Source organism: Shewanella sp. NKUCC06_TVS, assembly GCF_019345515.1.
In the GTDB taxonomy this organism is placed as follows: Bacteria; Pseudomonadota; Gammaproteobacteria; order Enterobacterales; family Shewanellaceae; genus Shewanella; species Shewanella oncorhynchi.
Window position 1 is genome coordinate 111,976 of sequence record NZ_JAHKQX010000002.1, and the last position, 22,957, is coordinate 134,932.

Consider the following 22,957-nt stretch of genomic DNA (forward strand, 5'->3'; position numbering starts at 1 on the left):
TTTAAAGCACTAAAAAAGCCGCCATCAAATTGAATCGATGGCGGCTTTTTACTGTTAACAATTTAATAAAGCGATGAGGTATCGGCTATTTAATATGGACTATTCGATACGAGCTATTTGCTCGCCAGTGCCTTATCGAGCGCCTGCGCCACATCGTTAATGATGTCGTCGATATGCTCAATCCCAACCGAGATACGGATAAGATCCTCAGACACGCCCGCCCTTGCCAGTTCATCGGCATCGAGCTGTCTGTGCGTAGTGCTCGCAGGGTGGCAGGCCAAGGATTTCGCATCCCCAATGTTCACTAAACGCAGGATCATCTGCAGTGCATCGATAAAACGTCCGCCAGCAAGCTTACCCTCTTCAGCTGTGGCCGCTTTAATCCCAAAGCTGATGATCCCAGAAGCTTTTCCGCCAGTGATCTTGTGGCAATTATCCTGATAAGGGCTGCTCGGCAAGGCGCCGTAGTTCACCCAACTGACCGCCGGATGCAGCACCAGATATTCCGCTAATGCCAAGGCATTCGAGCAATGGCGCTCCATTCGAAGGCTTAAGGTTTCAAGGCCTTGCAACAGTAAAAATGCACTGTGCGGTGACAGTGCAGCGCCGGTATTACGCAGCGGTACCACACGGCAACGACCAATAAATGCCGCAGGACCAAAGGCTTCGGTGTAAACCACGCCGTGGTAGGAAGGATCGGCTTGATTAAGTAAGGCAAATCTTTCCTTATTCGCCACCCAATCGAACTTGCCAGAATCGATAATCACGCCGCCAATCGTCGTGCCATGGCCACCAATGTATTTAGTTAAAGAATGAATAACGATATCGGCGCCATGCTCAAAGGGGCGACATAACACTGGAGTCGCGACCGTATTATCGACAATTAAAGGCACGCCATGCTTATGGGCAATCTCGGCTAAACGTTGTAAATCGACAATATTGCCCGCTGGATTACCAATCGATTCGCAGAATAAGGCCTTAGTTTTGTCATCGATCAGCTCATCGAGGCCTTCAAAATCATCGAAAGCCGCCATACGCACTTCAACGCCTTGGCGCGGCAATGTATGGGCAAACAGATTGTAAGTGCCGCCATAGAGCTGACTGGTGCTGACGATGTTATCACCAACTTGAGTCAGGGCTTGAATCGCATAGGTAATCGCCGCCATACCCGATGCTACGGCCAGCGCACCTATGCCGCCTTCAATGGCCGCCAGACGTTGCTCTAGCACGCTAGTGGTAGGATTCATTATCCGAGTATAAATATTGCCAGCGACTTTTAAGTCAAATAAATCAGCACCATGCTGGGTATCATCGAAGGTATAAGAGGTCGTTTGATAGATAGGTACTGCGGCCGCCTTCGTGGTCGCTTCTGACTCATAACCATGGTGTAATGCCAGTGACTCTAATTTCATTTTCCCTTCCTTATCCGTAGCAGCCCAGTATTCAATCGACATTGAGAATTGCACAAGATTTGTGCATGTTCAACAAGCTAACAGATAGACATCTAGAAGTCTAAAACTTTTTGACCACAGCCTTTAACTTCGGCGCAAATTGTTGCGGATAAGTTCGGCCAGCACCACGACGGCTGAGACTATCTCTGGCGAGCACTCGTATGAGGCATTCAAACGCATAAAATGGCGGAATTCGACCTGATTACTAAAGAGATTTCCGGGTGCAATACTGATCCCACGCTCAATCGCCTGATAATAAATTTGTGTAGCGTCCATGTGTGATGGCAGCGCTAACCAGAGAAAATAGCCGCCCTGCGCGAAGTTGACCCCCACAGATTCGGGCAGATGCGCGCACAATAATTGATACATGGCCAATTTACGGCTGGCTAACTTTTTACGTAACTGTTTCAAATGCCGTTCATATTGCGCCGACTGAATAAAATCGGCGATGGCGAGCTGCATCGGCGCACTGGTCGATAACGTCGACATGACTTGTAAGCGTTGTAACTGCGGTGCATGGCATCCCGCCGCCACCCAGCCGACACGATAACCAGCAATCAAAGACTTAGAAAATGAGCCACAGTGCAACACCCGTCCTTCGGTATCGAAGGCTTTTACTGGCCTTGGCGCGCTGGAGTCGACATAGAGTTCTTGATAAACATCATCCTCAATCAGACTGACCTTATGCTCGTTTAGTAACTGATAAAGCGCCTGTTTTTTAGCATCCGATAAGCTGCAACCTAAGGGATTTTGATGTTGGCTCATCAACCAGCAGGCTTTCACTGGATAGGTTTTTAACACTTCGGCCAGCGCCTCGAGATCAATCCCCTGTTGTGGGTCGGTCGCGACCGCAATCGCCCTGAGTTTAAGTCGTTCAATGGCTTGCATCGCGCCATAAAAGGTCGGTGATTCAATGACAACCCAATCCCCCGCTTGAGTCAGGGTCGCTAAACTTAAATTGAGCGCCTCCATGGCACCCGAGGTAATGATGATTTCGTCGGGCGAAATGCTCATGCCCAATTTGGCATAACGTTGGGAGATAGCCTTACGCAATCCCGAATTTCCTGGCGGTAAATTATCGGCGGCAAAAGAAGGTGACATGTGCCGAGTCACCTTAACCAAAGATCGCGCCAGTGCTTGTTGCGGGAATAAACTAGGATCGGGAAATCCTGAGCCAAAGGGCACTATGTCCGCCTGCTTTGAAGCCTGCAGCACATTGAATACAAACTCATTAATATCCACGCTATCGGAAAGATAAATCGGCTTTTGTCGCTCGGGATAACGAAAGGCTTCTCCCTGCCGCGCGATTAATTCCGGCTTTGGCGCCACTAAATAGCCAGACTTAGCCTGCGCCGAGATCACGCCTTGGCTTTCCAATAGCTGATAGGCATTGAGCACTGTCATCAGACTCAAGCCTGAATCGGCCACAGTTTGACGCAGCGACGGCAACTTGTCCCCCGCCTGCCAAACACCTTGGGCTATTCGTGTCTTTAATTCCTGCGCTAACTGCTCGTACTTCGTCATCTGTTATAGCCAAGTCAAGATATTCTGTGTCTGTTATAGCCAGCATATCCCATGGTCTAATAGCACACAAGCGTTCGCCGTCGAGCCTATATAGGGCTCAATGAACGCGACTAGAACAATGCCTTTGTAACGAGAAATGCCTATCGCTCGAGGAAATTATGTTTGATTTTGATGCCACAGTACTCGCTAGGATCCAATTTGCTTTTACCATCTCTTTTCACATTATTTTCCCTGCCATCACTATCGGCCTCGCCACCTATCTAGCAGTATTAGAAGGCTTATGGCTGAAAACAGCGAATGAGGTTTACCAACAACTCTATCAATTTTGGTCGAAGATTTTTGCCATAAACTTTGGCATGGGCGTGGTCTCAGGCATAGTGATGGCCTATCAATTTGGTACCCATTGGAGTGCTTTTTCCGCCTTCGCGGGCAGCGTAACTGGGCCGCTACTCACCTATGAAGTCCTCACCGCCTTCTTCCTCGAAGCGGGTTTTCTGGGGGTCATGCTATTTGGTCAGCAGAAGGTAGGCAAAAACCTGCATTTCTTCGCCACTTGTATGGTCGCCACGGGCACTATTATCTCAACTTTCTGGATCTTAGCTTCAAACAGCTGGATGCAGACGCCCCAAGGTTTTGAAATTGTGAACAATCGCGTCATTCCTGTGGATTGGTTTCAGATAGTGTTTAACCCTTCATTTCCCTATCGTTTAGCCCATATGACAGTGGCGGCCTTTATTTCATCGGCTTTCTTTGTGGGTGCATCGGCGGCTTGGCATTTACTCAAAGGTAACGATACACCCGCGATCCGTAAGATGTTGTCTATGGCGATGTGGATGGCGTTAATTGTCGCGCCGCTGCAAGCTGTAATTGGTGATTTTCACGGCTTAAATACCCTTGAATATCAACCTGTAAAAGTCGCGGCGATGGAAGGTCATTGGCGTAATGAGGGTGACAAACCCACACCGCTTATCTTGTTTGCGATTCCCGATATGGACGCAGAGAAAAACCACTTCAGTCTCGAAATCCCAGGGCTCGCGAGCCTGATCTTACAGCATGATTTAAGCAAACAAGTGCCAGCCTTGACTGAGTATCCCGCCGAGGACAGACCCAATGTGTTTTTAGTGTTCTGGAGTTTTAGGCTCATGGTTGGCTTAGGCTTATTGATGATTTTTGCTGGACTGTGGAGTGCTTATCTCAGGTGCAAAAGCAGCCTCTACAGCAACAAACACTTTCTGCGATTTGTATTGGTGCTCGGCCCCGCCGGATTGCTCGCGACACTAGCGGGTTGGTTTACCACCGAGCTTGGCCGTCAACCTTGGGTGATCCAAGGATTGATGCGCACTCAGGATGCGGTGTCTTCCCACAGCGTTACCCACCTGAGTATCAGCCTAGGGATTTTCATCGTCAGTTACTGCGGCATCTTTGGCATTGGTTATCGCTATATGATGCGACTCATCCGCAAAGGGCCAGATAGCGCAGCAACAAGCCATTAATTTTAATCTAGTTTTACTTATTCAATCTTAAGCATATTTAAGGGCTCACCATGGAATTCGATCTACCCTTGATTTGGTTCGGGATCATCATTTTTGCCACCTTGATGTATATCGTGATGGATGGCTTTGATCTCGGCATCGGCATACTGTTTCCCTTTATTCACGACGAAGACGACAGGGATATTATGGTTAATACCGTCGCCCCCGTTTGGGATGGTAACGAAACTTGGTTAGTGCTCGGCGGCGCTAGTCTGCTCGGTGCCTTTCCCCTCGCCTATGCCATAGTGCTCGAAGCACTAACCATACCGCTGCTCATCATGCTGCTGGCATTGATTTTTCGCGGCGTGGCATTTGAGTTTAGATTTAAGTCGGGTGCAGAAGCTAAACCATTCTGGGATAAAGCGTTTATGTTCGGTTCTATCACGGCCACCTTTTCACAGGGCGTAGTGCTGGGGGCGTTTATCTCCGGCATTTCGGTGAGTAACCAACAATTTAGCGGCGGTAGTTTCGATTGGTTAACGCCCTTCTCACTTTTCTGTGGATTTGGCCTTATGCTGGCCTATGCTCTGCTCGGCGCGACTTGGCTGGTGAAAAAATGCCAAGGCGAGCTTAAAACGGCCATGCAACAACTCGGTAGAGCACTGACCTTATGCCTGCTTATGACCATAGGTTTAGTCAGTTTATGGACGCCTTTTGTGCAACCCAATATTGCCCTGCGCTGGTTTAGTTTACCGAATTTATTCTACTTCGCCCCAGTGCCAATACTGGTATTAGCCTGCAGTTGGGCCTTGATAAAATCCCTAAATCGTGATGATAACTATCAGCCATTTCTACTCACTCTAGGGCTGATTTTCTTAGGATTTAGTGGCTTAGGGATCAGCATCTGGCCGCACATTATTCCACCCAACATCAGCCTTTGGCAGGCAGCAGCCCCCGACAGCAGTCTAAGCTTTATGCTCGTCGGCGCCCTGATGATCATCCCGCTGATTTTGGTTTATACCTTTTGGAGCTACTACGTGTTCCGCGGCAAAGTAACCAAGGATGCAGGCTATCACTAGCCATGACTCAGGTAAAAGAGGCTTCCCAAAACGCGACTGAAGCCAACTTGGCTTAGGTCGCTGATTCACCTTAGATGACTTTACATATGCAGGAGATCAACATGACGACCCAAACGAAATCCCTCGCCTATCGACTCGGCTGGTTAGTGCTGATTTGGTGTACAAGCGTAAGCTGTCTGTTCCTCGTCTCTATGTGTATCAAAATACTTTTAAAAGGTGCGGGCTTAACAACCTAAGTAAATATTGACTTTAGAAGCTTATATTAAGGCTTAATTCAGTTAGTGCCCATAGCATCTAGCGACAATGCACTAGAACATTCAATGGTTGAATTAATTTGGCTTTCAGTTCCGCCAAATTAACAAGTGCTCAGTTTACTTTACGAGTGCTAGCATTAAATTGACGAAGACTAGCCCCAATGTAGCAAAGTTAAAACTATGTTAAATCCAGCTTTACTGTTATCAGTATATTCAGCAAGATTAGCTTAGTTAGGCTTGCTTTATATTTTTACTTGACCTATGGTATCAGCCAAGCAATTACTTATTTAGTTAATGGCGAGATTTAGTTAACAGCAAGGCCGATATACTAAATCGATATACAAAAATAAATAATCAATCGAATATCAACTTTTGACTGGAGATGTAACACTATGTTTAGCACTGCATTTTCATCACTATTTTCCCATGTGTTAGCTAACACATCTAGTTCAGTAAGCTCAATCCGCCTCTCGCTCAAATTCCCAGTCTAAGCCGAGCGTCACTCGCGCTCGGCAGAATTATAACTTCTTGTGAAATAAGCACAGAGTAATACTCATTTTAATTTCTATGCTTATATTTTAAATTTGTTATTTCAGAGGCGGCAATGGCATATTCTTTTTTTAGTGGTCTTTTCCATAATTTTATTCTAAAAACTGAAACCTATTATTTACAAAACAGTTTTAATGCCTCTCTACGCCCAACGGCTTTGGCAGGCGTGATTAGTAAGCTTGAGCAGCTAAAGCATGATACGACGAGTGATAAAGTGACTGTGGGACGGGAAATTCACTTAGTTAATCTGCAGGATCAGCAAGAGTACCAAATTGAACTCGTGTATCCACCAAGGCATAAACCCAGTGCAAGACGTTTCTCTGTCATATCAGATTTAGGTGTCAGCTTACTTGGGTTATCAAAGGGCGAACTGGCAGAGGTGAGCATTTTAGGCAAACCAGTTCTGTTTATGATTAAAGATGTCAGTTTAACGAAAAAACAACCTAAAAAGTCTGTATAGAAAAAATCATTTGGGCATACTTTTTGTAAATGGCTATTGAGTATTGCTACTTGATAAAATTTCATAAATTTTAAAGATATGATTATTAGATTGTAAGCATTTTAAAATAAAGCATGTTCAATTCAGTGGCAACATGCTTTGAACTCGCTATTAGCGGCGGCTTATAGCGGCATTTTCAACATAATATAATAAGAGGGAATGTTATTTTGAAGTCATTAACTGGCCGCGATATTTATTAAAGAGACACTTTAGATAAGTTTAACACTGCAATTAACGACTCTTTGCAACTATTTACGTATAAGTCATGGCAGCGCTTTAGAGTAAAACAGCAAAGGGGTTAAGAGGTTTAGCACGGCGCCTCAATCGTTAAATTTATTTTTATACTCTTTATAAATAAACCGTCTCAATTAAAGCTTGAAATAAAAAATTGAGCCCAACTATCGAAACCGATTTGCGGCGCGGGTTCGGATAGTAACCTTCACTTTGGAGTTTATATCTATGAGTAAAGAAAAAAACAAAAAACCGCCAATGAAAACCTTAAAAGAGAAGCGTCAAGATAAACGGAACCGCCAAAAGGCTTCCGACTAACTTATCTAACTCTGTAAAAAACCTTAAATCCTCTCTTTAAATAGGCCGAAAATAGGGTGTTAATACTTTAGCACCCTATCTTATTTCACAGTTTTCCCCCAATATTTTTAGTGCATCATCTAGCGCGACTTTCGCATAGGATCTCATTATCTCGCCTTTATTAAGCCTTGCTCCATCAGCCACTCAATCACAATCGGCGGCGATACTGCTCAGGTGAGCACTGAGCATATTTTTTAAACATCACGATATAAGGCGAAGTTTGGTTATAGCCGAGCGTCAATGCCACTTCTTTGATCGCAAGTCCCTGACGTAATAGTTGTAAGGAATAGATAAACTTATGCCTTTGTCTTAGCTCAGTAAAACTCATCCCCAGAACCTCTTGGCAGCGACGAGCTAAGGTACGCTCTGTGGTATGTAATTCACTGGCCCAAGATTTAAAGGTTTTCGAACTCGCAGGGTCGGCTTCAAGTGCCAGCAACAACGGCTGTAACAGTTTATCTGAAACGGTGGGCAAAAATTGCGGTAGAGCTTTACCCAAGGTCAGCTGATCGAGCAAAACCTCAACCAGTCGCTTATCCGCCGCAGTTTCTGCCACAGTGACTTGCCGTTCTCGCAGATCGTTAACGATCGATTGGGCAATGGATGTTACGGCTAAAAGACAAGTCTCTATGGGAAAAGCCGCAGCTCGCTCGGCAACTATATTCATCGAGCAATAATGAATACTGCGCCGAGTGTAACTTTCATGTTCTATCCCCGCAGGAACCCAAATCGCATATTGTGACGGCGATAAAAACCGTTGCCCTGCAGCATGTAACTCCATAATTCCACCGCTGATTAACTGCAGTTGCCCCCAAACATGTTGATGTTTTGGCGTTACCGTATTTGGTAGGAAAGCTTCATAGTTGAAGAAGATATCTGCAGCAGGCTCTTGCTCTGCCGTGAGCGGATGGTAAACCGTGCGCATTTTGATGCCCTCAAAGCTATGGTGGTCCAAAAACTCAAACAAAATCGCTAACCCAGATTACGCTTGTCCGTAGAGGAACTGACCTTGTCTGATAAGCGATATTTATATCATAACCGACCATGGATAATAGCCACTAATCTATTATCTGGATGCTTAAGTGATAAGTCATAAGCTATGGCCAGTCACTTTAGCCAGTACCTAAAGGCAAGACCATGCTGTATTTGTTTCCCCTGTTGGCCGTATTAATTTGGGCAGGCAATTCGATAGTCAACAAGCTCTCATTTGGGATTATCGATCCTGAAGCCATAGCGTTTTACCGTTGGTTTTTCGCTATGTTATTGTTAACCCCCTTTGTCGCAAGTCGCGTCTGGCAAAAACGCCAAGTGATACTACCTTTGTTACCTAAGTTTGCTACTTTGGCTTTGTTAGGTATGGTGCTTAACCAAAGTCTGGCCTATTTTGCGGCGGCAACCACCACGGCAACAAATATGGCATTAATCACCTCTCTCGTGCCTATGATCAGTCTGTTTTTAGCCGTGCCATTACTCAAGCAAAAATTATCACCGTTAGCCTTTGGTGGCACCTTAATCTCGCTATTTGGATTGATTTTTATGCTCAGTCACGGCGATATGATGAACCTTGCCATCGGCGTGACCCAAGGTGATTTACTGTTGCTCTTTAGCGCCTTTGTGTATGCGCTCTATGGCGTATTACTGAAACGCTGGCAACTGCCACTACCGACTTGGGAATCGGTTTATATTCAAGGACTCATAGCCGTATTCATGCTAACGCCACTGCTGTTTACGAGTCCCAGCATAGCGATCAGTGCCCAATCAGCACCACTGATACTTTACGCTGCTATCGCTGCCTCACTTTTAGCGCCGTGGGCTTGGATCAATGGCATAAGCAAACTCGGCGCCGATCGCACCAGCGTATTCTTTAATTTAATGCCTATTATTGCGGCGATACTGGCGGCCATCATCCTAGATGAAACCTTGGCCATTTATCATTATATTGGCGGTTCTATGGTCATTATTGGCGTCATGCTAGTGCAGATAAAACCTAAGCCTAAAGTCATCCCTACCCTAGCTTGTCCTGAATAATCCAAAGTAATGCGTCAACGCCTTGGTAACAGTGACCAAGGCGGTTTCACTTATTTCAATGCGTACAAAATCCCATCGCAATCTGCTGCATGCAAAGGCAATTCTATAAATAACGGCTAAGCTATTTATTAAGTTATTAATGGAGATCGTCCTATGTTTAACAGTATTCGCGTTAAGTTTTCACTGATGTTTGCCATTATGGCGACAGCCCTCATTGTCATGGCAGTCACCGATGCTATGCAAAGCCGTGCTACTGTGAAACAGATGCAGGAATTTAGTCAGTTATTTAATCCCGCAATTTCGGCAATTCTCAATGCAGATCGCGACCTTTATCAAGCGCAGCTAAGTGAAGAAGTGTTACTCAGGGAAGAATTATCTGCCGATAATCGCAAAAGTGAGATTGATAACTGGCAAGAGAATGTCGATCAAGCCCGTGACAGAATGGGAGAATTTAAAAAAATCCTTACAGATCACCTGCAAGTACTGCAATCAACCAATGGCTTTGAGGCGCAGTTTTCGCTCTGGTATCAAGCCTCATCAGAGGTCATTAATGCCGTTAAAAGTAATGATTTTGAACGCGCGAAACAACTCCACGAAACCAAATCCAAGCAAGAATTTAAGGCATTAAGAGATATCTACAATGCCGCGGGCGAAGCCGCCGATAACAGAGTAAAAGAGCTAGATTTACAAGCAACGGAACAGGCAACCACCCAAACCCAAATATCATTAACGATAGCAAGCTTAGTCGCCATTGTGGCGCTGTTGATTGCTTACTTCGGCCCTAAAATCATAGTCAATGCAATTGAAGATATCACTAGCAGGATCAATGACATTGTCGATGGTGACGGTAACTTAACCCAAAGGATCCCTATCACACGTCAGGATGAAATCGGCGAGCTCGCCCATGCATTTAACTTATTTGTAGAGCAGCTACAGCAAATGGTCATCTCGATTATTGGTCAAACTAAAGATGTGAGCCAAACCGTTGAAAGCCTTGCAACTAAGTCAGCCACCACAATCAACATCAGCCATGAACAAGAGCAGTTTGTCGATACCATTGTCACAGCAGTGAATGAAATGAGTGCAGCCGTAAGAGAAGTCGCCAGTAACGCTCTTCATACAGCCACCGAAATCACTAAGGTGAATGACCAAACAGTAGAGGGTAAGAATATCCTCGCCCAGTCCGTTAATCATATTCAGCAACTGTCTGAATCAGTTAAAAATGCCGTGACTGTTATTGAAAAACTTTCAGTCAATTCTGCCAATATTGCCTCAGTGCTTGATGTGATCCGCTCAATCGCTGAGCAAACTAATCTCCTTGCACTTAACGCGGCCATTGAAGCGGCGCGCGCTGGCGAACAGGGCCGCGGCTTTGCCGTGGTCGCCGACGAAGTGCGTACACTGGCGAGTCGTACCGAAACCTCAACCCAAGATATTCAGCGCATGATTGAAGAGTTACAACGCGGAGTAAATGATGCGGTTAAAAGCATTGAATCGGGAGCTAGCTTGACCACATCAACCGTGACCCTCGCCAGCCAAACCCAAGATGCACTAGATGAAATTCTAAACTCCACCTCTAAGGTCAGTGAGATGTCCACTCAAACGGCGACTGCGACCGAAGAGCAAACCCATGTGACCGAAGAAATTAATCGTAACTTGACCGAATTATCCGATAAAACAAGATACTGCAACTTAGTGATCCAAGAAACGCAGCAAATAGTCGTCAACACTAAAGCCATTTGCAGCAACCTACAAAAAGAAGTTTCGCGATTTAAAGTCGCTTAAGATAAATGACTAACGACACATGGTGAGCGATTAGCTATTGAAACGAAAAGAGTGCCCAATATGGGCACTCTTTTTAATGGAAATAATACCAAGAAAAGCTTGAAGACAATAAAAGCCAACAACCGTATGCAAGTTGCAAATAACGGTAACGATACTGAACCCAAGTTGTATCGATTCACCCGTTAAAGTGCGAATAACAGTACTAACTGTTTAATGTTAACTCACAGTAATGATTGAATTTCTAATTCAATCATCTGCAAAAGCTGTAAAACAACCAAAAGATACATCAATCAAAACTGACTAATTGACCACCCAAGTGAGCAATTTTTTCAGCGGCCAAGTCGGGATTAAGATAGCCTGCGACTTTCGTTAACGCATCGGCGCGCCAAGCAAAAGAGGCTCTCACACTAACAATACGCTCGCTTTCAGCATCGACGTTCGTATCGGCAACATTGCCAGTTGGCAGTAATAGTGCAGGATAATCATGACTTAAGGTTTGTGAGACCCGTGAGCTGGCGAGCGCCATATTGCTAATGCAGAGCTTTTGGCTCGATCCTAATGGACCGCGGCACACTACATTTAAAGATGCACTGCCAAAAACTTTTAAATCGCCACCCGCATTGACCCAACCTCCGCTCACGCCAGCGCGACGCAGCTCACTCACCGCCATATCAACCGCATAACCTTTAGCTATACCATCTAAGGTTAAAATTAGCGGTCTAGCTAATCGCGCTTGATTACCTTTTATTTCAATATCTTGCCAGTCACCTTGCAATAACAATGGCATACCAAGGTAAGCAGGCAAAGCGCCGCGAGACATCATTTCGCCGCCAACGGTACAATTGAATAAGTTGTTGCTCGCCTTACCCAGCCCCTTAGCCAACTTGAGCACTCGTAAACTATCTTGGCTTAACGTTACCCAAATTCCCGGCTGCCGATTTAACTGATTTAACTCGCTGTCCTGTTGATGGAAGCTCAGCAACCGCCCAATATGGGTCACACGCGAAAAAGCCGCGCTAATAGCCGCTTCCAATGCTTTATCTTTAAGTAGTACCTCACCGCTTTGATTTGGCAGTGACTCGGCAGCGATTTCCACCAGCGTTCCGAGTAATGGCTTAGCGCGACGTATCATGATAATACCCACTGTAGTAGGAAGATCTGAGGGATCAGCAATAAACGCTTCATCCAGTTAAATTTAAACAAAGCACTAAGAGTAATTAACATAATTTGTGCGGATTCTATTAAAGTCTCTACTTCAATACAAATTGTTGCCATTAGTTTTTATGGGGATTTTAGATGCTTGAAACTGTTTTATATTTAAAAACAATAGATTGCTTATTAAGGTTTTATTAAAGTTATTTGACTTATCATTGCTATCACAACGCTGCACAAGCGAACTAAGTCAATACGTCCCCAAATGAGCCCTATTGATTAATGCCACTCATCATTTACGCTATTTATGCTGTCTTACCCACCAACAACTCAAACTAAATGGAGCAATAAATAGCCGGCTTACTCCATCACACCAGTCATCCGCTTAAATTTTACGCTATTCCATTCAGTTGAAATACACGCTAAATCAGATATAAACCCTCTAACTCAATCTAAATGAAAACAGGTAAATTATTGATTAGTAATTAAAATAAAGACTAATTTTCATCTTATACAACCTATTAATAACCTAGTGATCACAACGGAAGTAAAAACATCTAGACGTCTAAATTGACAGGTTATCAGGGATCAAATATGCTTTGCCTCAAGTTGCTAGGATACGATGCCGAGGCAACACTGAATTTAAGCGAGTTTGACTGCCAAGGATCCTGCGGAAAAACCCTAAGCGAAAGAGAGATAACATTTGAGCAATCCAACAGCAGCACAGCACAGCCCGGCATCTTTTATTGCCCTGTTGCCATTATTTGTTTTCCTTGGTCTTTTCATTGGCGCGGGTGTGTATTTCCAAAGCCAAGGTGTCGACTTTGCCTTCTATCAATTACCCAGCGTTATCGCTATTTTACCTGCAATCATTCTGGCGTTGATTTTATCAAAACAGAAATTAAATCAATCGATTGATACCTTTATTGGCGGTATTGGTCACAGCAATATTATTGCTATGTGTTTAATTTACTTACTTGCAGGCGCCTTCGCTGCAGTCGCTAAAGCCACTGGCGGCGTCGATGCTACTGTTGCTCTTGGTTTATCGTTAATACCATCGAACCTGTTACTACCTGGTTTCTTCGTGATTGCCGCTTTTATCGCAACGGCCATGGGAACCTCTATGGGGACAATCGCGGCTGTCGCTCCCATCGCCCTAGGCGTAGCCGACCAAGCGCAAATCGACTATGCACTGATGGCGGGAGCCGTGATGTCTGGCGCCCTATTTGGTGACAACTTGTCGATTATTTCCGATACCACAATTGCAGCTACGCGCACCCAAGGCTGTGATATGAAAGATAAATTTCGTGAAAATTTGATTTTCGCTATCCCCGCATCACTGCTAACCTTAATCGCCTTTGTATTTGCCGGACAAGGCCAAGCAGAATTAGCAACGCAGAATATCGATCTTATTAAGGTCATTCCTTATCTGACCATTTTGATCTTAGCCGTGGCGGGTCTGAACGTATTTGTGGTCTTGACCTTAGGTATCTTATTAGCGGGCGCAACCGGCCTGTTTACTATGGATTACGGCGTGATCCAATTCGGTAAAGATATTTATGCTGGCTTTAGCAATATGCAGGAGATTTTCATTCTGTCTATGCTAGTGGGTGGTTTAGCCGCACTCATGCAGCAGCAAGGTGGTCTTGCCTTTGTGAGTAAACAGATTGAAAAGCTGATCACTCGTTTCTCCAAGGCGCAAGGTGAAGCTTCATGCCGTGCTGCTGAGCTAGGTATGGCAGGTATAGTAGCAGTGACTAACTCTTGTGTGGCTAACAACACGGTTTCTATCGTGGTGACGGGTGATATTGCAAAAGACTTAGCAGAGAAGCATGGCGTGAGTCCAAAACGTGCCGCCAGCATACTCGATATTTTCGCCTGTATTATCCAAGGTTTAATCCCGTATGGTGCACAGGCACTCTTGATTGCTTCGACCTTTAGCATCACGCCATTAGCAGCGGTATCACACGCTTGGTACTGTATGATTTTAGCCGTAGTGGCTGTTGCGATTGTAATTTTCCGCAAACGACACTAAATGATATTTGAATCGCATGAGTAAAATCTAACGTTTATGACAAGGAACGCACTATGCGCTCCTTGTCATTTTAAAGCCCTCTTTTGACGAAAAAGCATCAACTCGCTTGCCTTCATTAAACAATTCAGGCAAGTTACCGCATTCAATGTGGTCATATCCCGTCAGTATATTTTTAGTCCCCCATGAATCCTCTTTATCACCAAGAACCAAGTTATTACGATCTACATCGTCTTATTACATGGTTGATTGTAGGCGCAGCCTTTATTAGCGCTTCTGGAGTTTTAATTGCTATTTATGCTGAATATCAAAACGTTGGAGTTCAAGTCTTACAAATACGAGCTGATTTTTTAGGTAACTATATCAACTCACCCCTCGCTTATGTGTTTAATTTAAGCTTATTGGCTGCAGGGCTCTGCATACTCATTTCAATGACCGGGCTCTACTTACTAAAACTGGATACGTTCAGCCAATGCATAGCACTTACAGGTGCTTGGGTAGGAGTCTCTGTGATTTTGATGGGAATATTCCCCATTAATTTTTTGAGCATACACAGAATAGTTTCAACGAGTTATCTATTAAGCACCCTCATCTTACACAGCCTTGTGATTATAGCGGGGATAGTGCCTCGGTTTATTTGCCCAAAGCCACTGTTCTATTTGAGCCTGATCAGCTTTTGTAGTGCAGTGAGTTTAACCCTGCAATTAGATTGGACAATATTGGATTTCCCTCCCTGTGTGCCCCAAACACACTTTTGTACTGTTTCAGCCAATATGTGGCTCCAAACTAACTTGAGTATTATTTGGTGTTTAAGCCTAGCCTTTGCAATGCAGCGCCTATCAAAAATACTGTATCATCGCGCCCAAGAACGCCAAATACTTTAGGGTAATCCATGCGCTTAGCAAAATACCTCGCCCAGTGTGGCATAGGCTCACGCCGTGAAGCCTGCCGTTTGATTGAGGCTGGGCGCATCACACTCAATGGCGGTATCGCCCGCCACACAGATCCCATCTGTTTAGACGAGTCATTAAACTGCCTCGACCGTATTGAGTTTGATGGCAAACCTATCACTAAAGCCGAAACACTCGCCTATTGGGTATTTAACAAAGCTGTGGGCACAGATTGCCGTCTGCTTGAGCAGGATGAAACGAGCCTTATACACCTACTTCCCAAAGCGCCAAGACTCTACCCCGTCGGCAGACTCGATAAAGACTCCCGCGGCCTGTTGCTGTTAACTAACGATGGTGAGCTGACTCATAAACTGATGCACCCCAGTTTTGCCCACAGCAAAACCTACCATGTGCGTCTCGATAGGCCATTCGCAGATGATTTTGTTGAGCAAATGGCCAATGGAGTGAATTATAAAGATGTGCAAACCCTGCCCTGCCAAGTTCGCCGCCTCAGTTCGGACAGCTTTGAAATCGTGCTGACGCAAGGCTTAAATAGGCAAATTCGGCGTATGGCCAGCGCCTTACGCTATAAGGTTATCGACTTACAACGCGTCGAGCTAATGACGCTAAGGTTAGCGATAGAGGCGGAAGACTCTTGTACTGAAGCAGCATTAGCAGAGGGAGAAATGCGACCACTCACACTAGATGAAATTGCAACGCTAAAAGCCGCGCTGGCAATAATATAGGCGGTTGTATGCCTCACCCTAGCGGCACTCAGAGAAGTCTTGCGCTCTTTTCACATCAGTCTTTAGTATCACTGTAGCCACTTCGTACGATGTGCCTTACTGTTCTTAAAAAGAGGGAGCATTACCAAGTGTCGCACTATTTTGGTGATAAGACGTATTTGGCGATAAGAGGTAGACAACTCTTTCATTGCTAGAATCACATCCGTCTCATTTCTCTGCATATTTTACAATCCTACCTATACTTTTAATTCATATGAAGCGAATGGATTTGCCTTATGCTGAAAAAGTGCTTTTTTACCATAATGTTGCAGTTGACGATTGTGAATGCGATGGCGGAAGAAAACTCCCCGTATACCTGGTCGAATGCCCTTACACTGGAGTCTGTCACCAATCTTAAAGGAGGGATCGCAGAGGGAACACGCAATCTCGCAAATTTGGATTTAACCTTAGCGATCGATACGCAAGCTGCCAATTGGTCGAATAATGGCAACATCTTTATTTATGTCTTAGGTAATTATGGAAAGGCGCCCTCTGATTTGACTGGCGACTTACAAACCATTTCGAATATTCAAACCGATAATCATCTTAAACTCTATGAATTGTGGTATGAGCATAGTTTTGCAAATGGCGCGGTAAATTTATTGGCAGGCCTGCATGATTACAACTCAACCTTTTACACACTTGAATCTGCGGGACTATTCACAACGTCATCTTTTGGTATTGGTCCAGAAGTCGCTCAAGTAGGCCCTTCCATTTTTGCGACAACCGCGGTAGGAGTTCAACTAACACTTGTTGGTGAACATCAATATCTCTTACTTGCGACATACGATGGCATTCCCGGCGATCCTGAGCATCCGCATGGTACTCACATTAAATTTAAACAATCTGATGGTTTATTCAATGCCATTGAATGGGGAATAAAAAATGAACATTCCTATAAATTTGCCATCGGTGCATGGCACCATTCTGCAGAAATAGAAAATCCCGTTGACGAGAATATCAGTGATTCAAATAGCGGTTTTTATTTAATTGGCGAAAAGAATATTAACGATAGATTGACCGCTTTTTTCCAATATGGACGAGCTGATGCCAGTAAAAATCAATTAGCATCCTATCTAGGTATCGGGTTCACTCTAAATAATATTTGGTTTGAAGAAGATACCATTGGTTTAGCCTATGCTTCTACTCAAAATAGTTCGCCATTCTTACGCGTAAATACTGATTTACTCTTCAATGAGAATATTTTAGAGCTGAGTTATTTATGTCCAGTCACATCTTCAGTGAGTATGCAAGCCAGTTTGTACGGTATTGATAATCCAAGTATGTCATCAGTGCTAGATAACGCATTAGCATTTGGAGTGCGAGCTTATATTGAATTTTGAGCTAATAAATTAATCGTAGATGACGCTGTAAAATTAAAGTTTGTGGATCTATTAAGGATTTTAGGGACAGCATATGAATATTAAACAATCAATTATCGCGGGTTTAGTGGCATTTTTAATATCTATCGGTATTAATACCTATGTGGGTTACTCAGCGACAGTACAAATGTCAAACATGCTAACCTACATCACAGGTCCGGCTTGGAATACGGCCGATGGTGCCATGGAGGGGCAGATAGAGCTTGAAAAACAAATTATTGTTATTAACCGTTTACAACAAAAACAAATTGATCCAGCCGCAGCTCGAACTGAAATGGATGCCGCCATTGAAGCCGCAGAAGAAGCCTTAGGGCGAATGAAATCACAAAACTTGATAGAGCCTCAGCAAGTTAACTCATTAAACCATCGTTTAGAGAGTTTTAATCATATCCGCGAAGTCATATTTTCAGCCTTGCAAAGCGGAGATGTACCAGAAAATGATATTAAACAATTTAATCAACAAATAAGTGAACTGTTAGCATTTATAACCAGTTTAGAGGAAGCTGCTGATAGTAAGGTAGAGGGGGAATCTAGCCAAATTGATTCCATTGTTACCAGTGCAAACACAAAGTTAATATTAGGTTTTATCGCCTCAGTGCTTGTCGCTGTATTTGTGTATTTCATGGCGATCAAATTAATATTGACCCCGATAGCGGTAGTAACGGATAAGTTGGCTGATTTAAGCATAGGGTCTGGCGATTTAACAGTGCGATTACCCAATGCCAATGCAGAAACTGAAGTTGGACGCTTAGCTGACGCATTTAATGGGTTTATACAAAAATTACAAGCCTTGATTAGTAAAGTCCAACTCAGTAATCACTCTCTCATCACCGCTAGCACGCAAATAAGCCAGTCCATTACCACAAGTTCACAGGTTGCTGGCGCACAGTTACAAGAAATAACTCAAGTTGCAGATGCAGTAGAAAAAATTTCTCACTCCCTCAATCAAGTAGGTGACTCCGCTGAGGGTGCAAATAAAGCCTCTGAACAAGCAGTCTCAAGCACTTATACAGGTAATCAGATTGTCGTTTTGGCTCAACAAGGAGTCGCTCTCGTTGCCAGTGAGGTAGATAAAGCCTCACAAGTCATTTCAAGTTTGGTTGCCGACAGTCAAAATATCAGCGCCATGTTAGATGTTATTCGAAGTATCGCAGAGCAAACCAACTTGCTAGCACTCAATGCAGCTATTGAAGCCGCGCGTGCAGGAGAAACTGGGCGCGGTTTTGCCGTAGTCGCGGACGAAGTTCGCAACCTTGCATCGAGGACACAGGAATCCACCAAATCCATTGAAATCATCATCACGAATTTATCTTCCGGTTCAGCTAAAGCTGTAGATGTAATGAATAGTGCACAGAAGCAAGCGTTAATGATAAAAGAACGGATCGGAGAAACTTCTGATGCGTTTGCAGATATCATCCGCGTTGTTGATCAAATAAAAATCATGAATGGAGATATTGCCCGCGCTTCAGAAGATGAAAAACAAGAGATGGCACATATAACTTACAGCATTTCAAATATTCTAAAACAAGCCAAAATAAATCAGCAAGCGGGAGAGTTAGCACAAACATCACAGCAACATCTGGAAGAACAAGTGGAGATTATTGAGGGGTTACTAAAGCAATTTAGAACCTAAAGTTACTGCGCTCTAGGAATAAAAAATAGCGATAAACATTATGAGTCTATCGCTATTTTATTGTCTTGTAATTCCTGCGTGCTAATCGAACAAAAACACGCTTAAATGCAGCTCATCTAAATCGTCCTAAGCCACAGTATTCAAGATGCGGCAATGGATTACTTAACGATTTCCATCTCAGCTAATAAATTGTCGGCATGATCTAAATACTTCATTACCCACAGCATATAACGGCTGTCGACATGAATAGAACGGTTAATCTCGTTATCAAATGCCCAACCGCCGATAATGCTTTCATACACACCGTCGAACAATAGGCCGACGAGTTCAGCGCGGCCGTTTAAGGTCGGTGAGCCAGAATTTCCGCCAGTAGTATCTAAAGTTGATAAAAAGTTTACTGGTACAGAATCTATTGATTTCATATAGAAATCACCATATTGCTTCTGCTTAATCAGCTCTAACTCTTTCTTTGGTGCATCGAATGGGTCAACACCTGTGTCCTTTTGCACTATGCCTTCAAGGCGAGTGAATGGCACAGCCACTAAACCGTCTTTTGGCGAGTAGCCTTTCACATGACCAACCGTGACACGTAAGCTTGAGTTAGCATCGGCATACACTGGCTTACCTTGCTCTAGGTTGTAAGCAATAATGGCATCCATATATTGCGGACGCACCTTCATTAGTTCACCCGCTAGTTCTTTTTCTTTCTTTTCTTCAGCCATATCTGTGTCATACATAGCGACAGCGAATTGAATGAAAGGATCTTTAGAGGCTTTAAAATCGGCAACGGATTTATCCATCCACGCCAGACGAACATCTTTCTTACCTAACTCAGTTTTGGCGTACATTTTATCTAAGGTTTTCGAAAGCTTAGCTTCACTAAACTTTTTATCGATACCAAAGGCTTTATCCAATGCGGGTAGGCGCTGGTCTTCTGGCAGTGCGGCGTAGCGTTTTAGCATGTCGAGCAATACCGCTTTATCAACGCTTGGCGCATAACGACGGTCAATACGCTCCATGCTGGCTTTTAGACGTGTCATATCACGATCTTGGAAGCCCGGTTCACGCTGCATATCTGGCAGTTGTTTCTCGTTCGCGAGGCGATATAAGCTGCGCGCCGTCGGCAACATAGTCGTGCTGCCTATGTAGCTTAAGATCATGTCACGCTCTTGATGCGTCTTGCCTTTGGCAATCAAGGCATCTAATTCCGCTAAGGTTTTACCGTATTTCGCTTCACGACTGCTGTCTTTGGCTATCCACGCCGCCAGCTTAGCTTCGAGGGCTTTACGGTCGGCCAACATGGTTGATTTGCCGTAAAACTCGATCATAGAAGTGAAGTTTTTCGCGTAATTTGCCAGACCTGCGATTTGACTCTCGTACTTAATACGCTCGTCGCTGCCCTCTGGCGCGGTTTCTTTAATGATCTCTATAAAGCGTTCACGCAGCATTTTGCCTTCGGGATAAGCCCACTCAAACTCATTTTGAACTTCAGTGGCTGTGCGATATCTGTTGGTGCGACCTGGGTAGCCTGCCACCATCACAAAATCCCCCTCACTCACGCCTTTAGCCGATACTTTTAAGAAACTTTTTGGCTCATAAGGCACGTTGTCAGCACTAAATTCTGCGGGTTTACCCGCTTTAGATACATAAGCACGGTAGAAAGAAAAATCGCCTGTGTGACGTGGCCACATCCAGTTGTCTACGTCGCCGCCGTATTTACCCACGCTCGCGGCTGGGTTATAGACTAAACGCACATCACGGATTTCCAGTTGTTTAACCAGATAATATTCGAGACCACCGTGAAAGCTATACACTTGGCAACGGTAACCATCTTCTTTTTCACATTCAGCAACTAAGGCTTTCTCTTGGCTTTCAACGCCTTGATAGAAGGCGCTACCCACTTTACCTTCAAGCCCGTTTTTAACTCGCTCAGTGACATTAGTGACATCTTCAGTCACATAGACACGTGAGCCTGGGGTCGCAGGTAATTCATCGGCGAAGGTCTTAGCTAAAAAACCATCCTGCAGCAGATTTTTCTCAGGAGTGGAGTTGTATTGAATCGCCCCATAGGCACAGTGATGGTTAGTCACGACTAGGCCCTTTGGCGATACAAATGATGCAGTGCAACCGCCAAGGCTTATCACGGCATTCATCGGGAATTCGGTGAGTTTAGAAATCGATTTTGCATCAATTTCAAGGCCTTTTGCTTTTAGCTCATCAGCCATTGCAGGCAGTTGATGGGGCTGCCACATACCTTCGTCAGCCTGTGCGCCAAAACTAGCGGCCACGGCAACTGTGAGTAACCATTTTTTCATTGTGTTAAGTCCGTTTTATGTGAATGAAGCCACGCGCAAGCTGGGCCATTTTCTCGTTTTAATAGCGTTGTTTTAATTTTAAATAACTGTGCTAAAAACCAGCATCACTCGCTTTAAAACCTAAAAAGCAAAAAGTCAGGCCGGGGCCTGACTTTATCACATGCGACACTCTCTATAACAGACTCTGAAAAACTCGCTTACAAAGCAAATACATTTAATCAAAGTTACCCGGACGCTTTCGCTAAAAGGCCTCACCTATCGCAATGAATTAGATCCCAACAAATAGCTGAGCACCCACAATCACGGCACCTAACAAACCTGCAATGACTAACGCAACAGATCCGCCAGACACTTGATAACCCCCAAGCTGCGACTGACGTTGACGCAGTGCCATAACAATGGGCAAGAAGATAATCATCACGACCAATGGTACGGCCGCAAATCCCAGTACCGCCACAAAGCCTTCGGGCAAATACAAGGCACACAAGACAGGCGGAATAAAGGTCAGTAACCAAGTTTGAATACGGCCGGCAAACGTTTCTTTGGCACGAGTTAATTCGGCGATAAAGTCATATAAACTTAAGGTCACACCGAGGAATGAGGTCACTAAGGCTAAGTCAGCGAATAATGAAATACATTTGCTGATCCAAGGCGTATGAGCAATATCCTGTAATGCCGTGACGAGTGAAGGTAGTGAACCTTCAAAACTATTCACCTCATATCCGCCGACTGTGCCCAAAGTCACCAATAACCAAAGCACATAACAAGCGAGTGGGATAGTCGAGCCGATTAACAACACCTTACGCAGTGATACCGCATCGCCATCGAGATAACGCACTAAAGTGGCGATACAGACGTGGAAACCAAACGAAGTAAACACCACGGGAATTGCCGCCATCCAATTGCTGGCCATCGACTCGGCAATCGCGCCAGTTGCCATGCTAGCAATACTGACTTCGGGCAATAAAAATAATACCACCACCACGAGCAATAGAATCATTAACGAAAATAGGAAACGTGAAACTTTATCGACCCAAGCAACACCTAGCGCCGCAAAGCCACCGAGCACCAGTGTAAATAACAACACTGCGACTTGATTATCGAGCACGATATCGAACATGTTCTTCGCTTTAAGCACTAATAACGAAGAGCCGCCGGTGAGATAAGCAGCGGTCAAGGCAAATAATAAACTCAGGAAAGAAGCACCTTGAATTATTTGACCTTTTTTACCCAGTAACTTACCCGTAATAGCATGCACGTTATCCCCCACGCCAGTGCGTAAGTTAATTTCGAGCATAAGTAATGAGGTATAGGCGGACACGCCCCAAATAACGACGAGTAACACTAAAGCAGGGATAATACCTAAAGCCGCTGTGGCTAAAGGTAACGCTAACATACCTGCGCCAATGGCCGTCCCGGCAACGATGGCGATCGAGCCTAACATTTTTGAATTCACACAATAGTCCTGTTCAATAATTAATTATTATTTTATTTGAGTAAGATTTGAACCGATAAAGCCTTGCGTCTTAAATCGAAATA

16 protein-coding genes are annotated in these 22,957 nt (G+C 44.4%); 10 read left to right on the top strand and 6 right to left on the bottom strand.

Translation table 11 applies throughout. The features are described from left to right. Positions 1–113: 113 nt before the first annotated feature. Positions 114–1,412: an aminotransferase class I/II-fold pyridoxal phosphate-dependent enzyme gene (locus KO531_RS02615; RefSeq protein ID WP_131523875.1), complete on the bottom strand. Its 1,299-nt coding sequence runs from the start codon at positions 1,410–1,412 to the stop codon at positions 114–116. A gap of 123 nt (positions 1,413–1,535) precedes the next feature. Beyond that, positions 1,536–2,975 (bottom strand): PLP-dependent aminotransferase family protein, encoded by a 1,440-nt coding sequence (locus KO531_RS02620; RefSeq protein ID WP_131523876.1) that lies wholly within the window; start codon positions 2,973–2,975, stop codon positions 1,536–1,538. A gap of 158 nt (positions 2,976–3,133) precedes the next feature. Here KO531_RS02620 and KO531_RS02625 point away from each other — a divergent pair, with 158 nt between their 5' ends. The 4 genes from KO531_RS02625 to KO531_RS02640 all read left to right on the top strand — a co-directional run bounded on the left by KO531_RS02625 (position 3,134) and on the right by KO531_RS02640 (position 6,789). Then, a complete protein-coding gene (locus KO531_RS02625) occupies positions 3,134–4,468 on the top strand; it encodes a cytochrome ubiquinol oxidase subunit I (RefSeq protein WP_219250315.1) in 1,335 nt (444 codons plus the stop codon). Between the two features lie 50 nt (positions 4,469–4,518). Beyond that, a complete protein-coding gene (gene cydB / locus KO531_RS02630) occupies positions 4,519–5,526 on the top strand; it encodes a cytochrome d ubiquinol oxidase subunit II (RefSeq protein ID WP_219250316.1) in 1,008 nt (335 codons plus the stop codon). Between the two features lie 101 nt (positions 5,527–5,627). Then, on the top strand, positions 5,628–5,762 hold the full coding sequence (locus tag KO531_RS02635) for a DUF2474 domain-containing protein (RefSeq protein WP_105250029.1): 135 nt from the start codon (positions 5,628–5,630) through the stop codon (positions 5,760–5,762). A 622-nt stretch (positions 5,763–6,384) separates the two neighbouring features. Continuing rightward, entirely contained in the window at positions 6,385–6,789 is a 405-nt protein-coding gene (locus tag KO531_RS02640) for a GreA/GreB family elongation factor (protein WP_219250317.1), read from the top strand. 775 nt (positions 6,790–7,564) lie between these two features. On the opposite strand, the gene KO531_RS02645 is transcribed toward KO531_RS02640, so the two are convergent. Continuing rightward, entirely contained in the window at positions 7,565–8,341 is a 777-nt protein-coding gene (locus KO531_RS02645) for a helix-turn-helix transcriptional regulator (RefSeq protein WP_028759458.1), read from the bottom strand. A gap of 212 nt (positions 8,342–8,553) precedes the next feature. Between KO531_RS02645 and KO531_RS02650 the strand changes: the two genes are divergently transcribed. Beyond that, entirely contained in the window at positions 8,554–9,444 is an 891-nt protein-coding gene (locus tag KO531_RS02650; protein ID WP_113939865.1) for a DMT family transporter, read from the top strand. Positions 9,445–9,597: 153 nt separating this feature from the next. Next, positions 9,598–11,229 (top strand): methyl-accepting chemotaxis protein, encoded by a 1,632-nt coding sequence (locus KO531_RS02655; protein WP_219250318.1) that lies wholly within the window; start codon positions 9,598–9,600, stop codon positions 11,227–11,229. Positions 11,230–11,515: 286 nt separating this feature from the next. Here KO531_RS02655 and KO531_RS02660 read toward each other — a convergent pair whose 3' ends face one another. Beyond that, complete coding sequence (locus KO531_RS02660) at positions 11,516–12,361, bottom strand: FAD:protein FMN transferase (RefSeq protein WP_219250319.1); 846 nt, start codon at positions 12,359–12,361, stop codon at positions 11,516–11,518. A gap of 723 nt (positions 12,362–13,084) precedes the next feature. Here KO531_RS02660 and KO531_RS02665 point away from each other — a divergent pair. The 4 genes from KO531_RS02665 to KO531_RS02680 all read left to right on the top strand — a co-directional run bounded on the left by KO531_RS02665 (position 13,085) and on the right by KO531_RS02680 (position 19,103). Further along, positions 13,085–14,416: a Na+/H+ antiporter NhaC family protein gene (locus KO531_RS02665; protein WP_105250033.1), complete on the top strand. Its 1,332-nt coding sequence runs from the start codon at positions 13,085–13,087 to the stop codon at positions 14,414–14,416. An 889-nt stretch (positions 14,417–15,305) separates the two neighbouring features. Further along, a complete protein-coding gene (locus KO531_RS02670) occupies positions 15,306–16,049 on the top strand; it encodes a 23S rRNA pseudouridine(2604) synthase RluF (RefSeq protein WP_168824939.1) in 744 nt (247 codons plus the stop codon). Between the two features lie 275 nt (positions 16,050–16,324). Next, positions 16,325–17,431 (top strand): carbohydrate porin, encoded by a 1,107-nt coding sequence (locus KO531_RS02675; RefSeq protein ID WP_168824937.1) that lies wholly within the window; start codon positions 16,325–16,327, stop codon positions 17,429–17,431. A gap of 73 nt (positions 17,432–17,504) precedes the next feature. Beyond that, positions 17,505–19,103: a methyl-accepting chemotaxis protein gene (locus KO531_RS02680; RefSeq protein WP_219250320.1), complete on the top strand. Its 1,599-nt coding sequence runs from the start codon at positions 17,505–17,507 to the stop codon at positions 19,101–19,103. A 158-nt stretch (positions 19,104–19,261) separates the two neighbouring features. Here the strand turns inward: KO531_RS02680 and KO531_RS02685 are convergent, their stop codons facing one another. Next, complete coding sequence (locus tag KO531_RS02685; protein ID WP_198572959.1) at positions 19,262–21,418, bottom strand: S46 family peptidase; 2,157 nt, start codon at positions 21,416–21,418, stop codon at positions 19,262–19,264. Between the two features lie 268 nt (positions 21,419–21,686). Next, complete coding sequence (locus KO531_RS02690) at positions 21,687–22,862, bottom strand: aromatic amino acid transport family protein (protein WP_198573013.1); 1,176 nt, start codon at positions 22,860–22,862, stop codon at positions 21,687–21,689. Positions 22,863–22,957 lie beyond the last annotated feature (95 nt).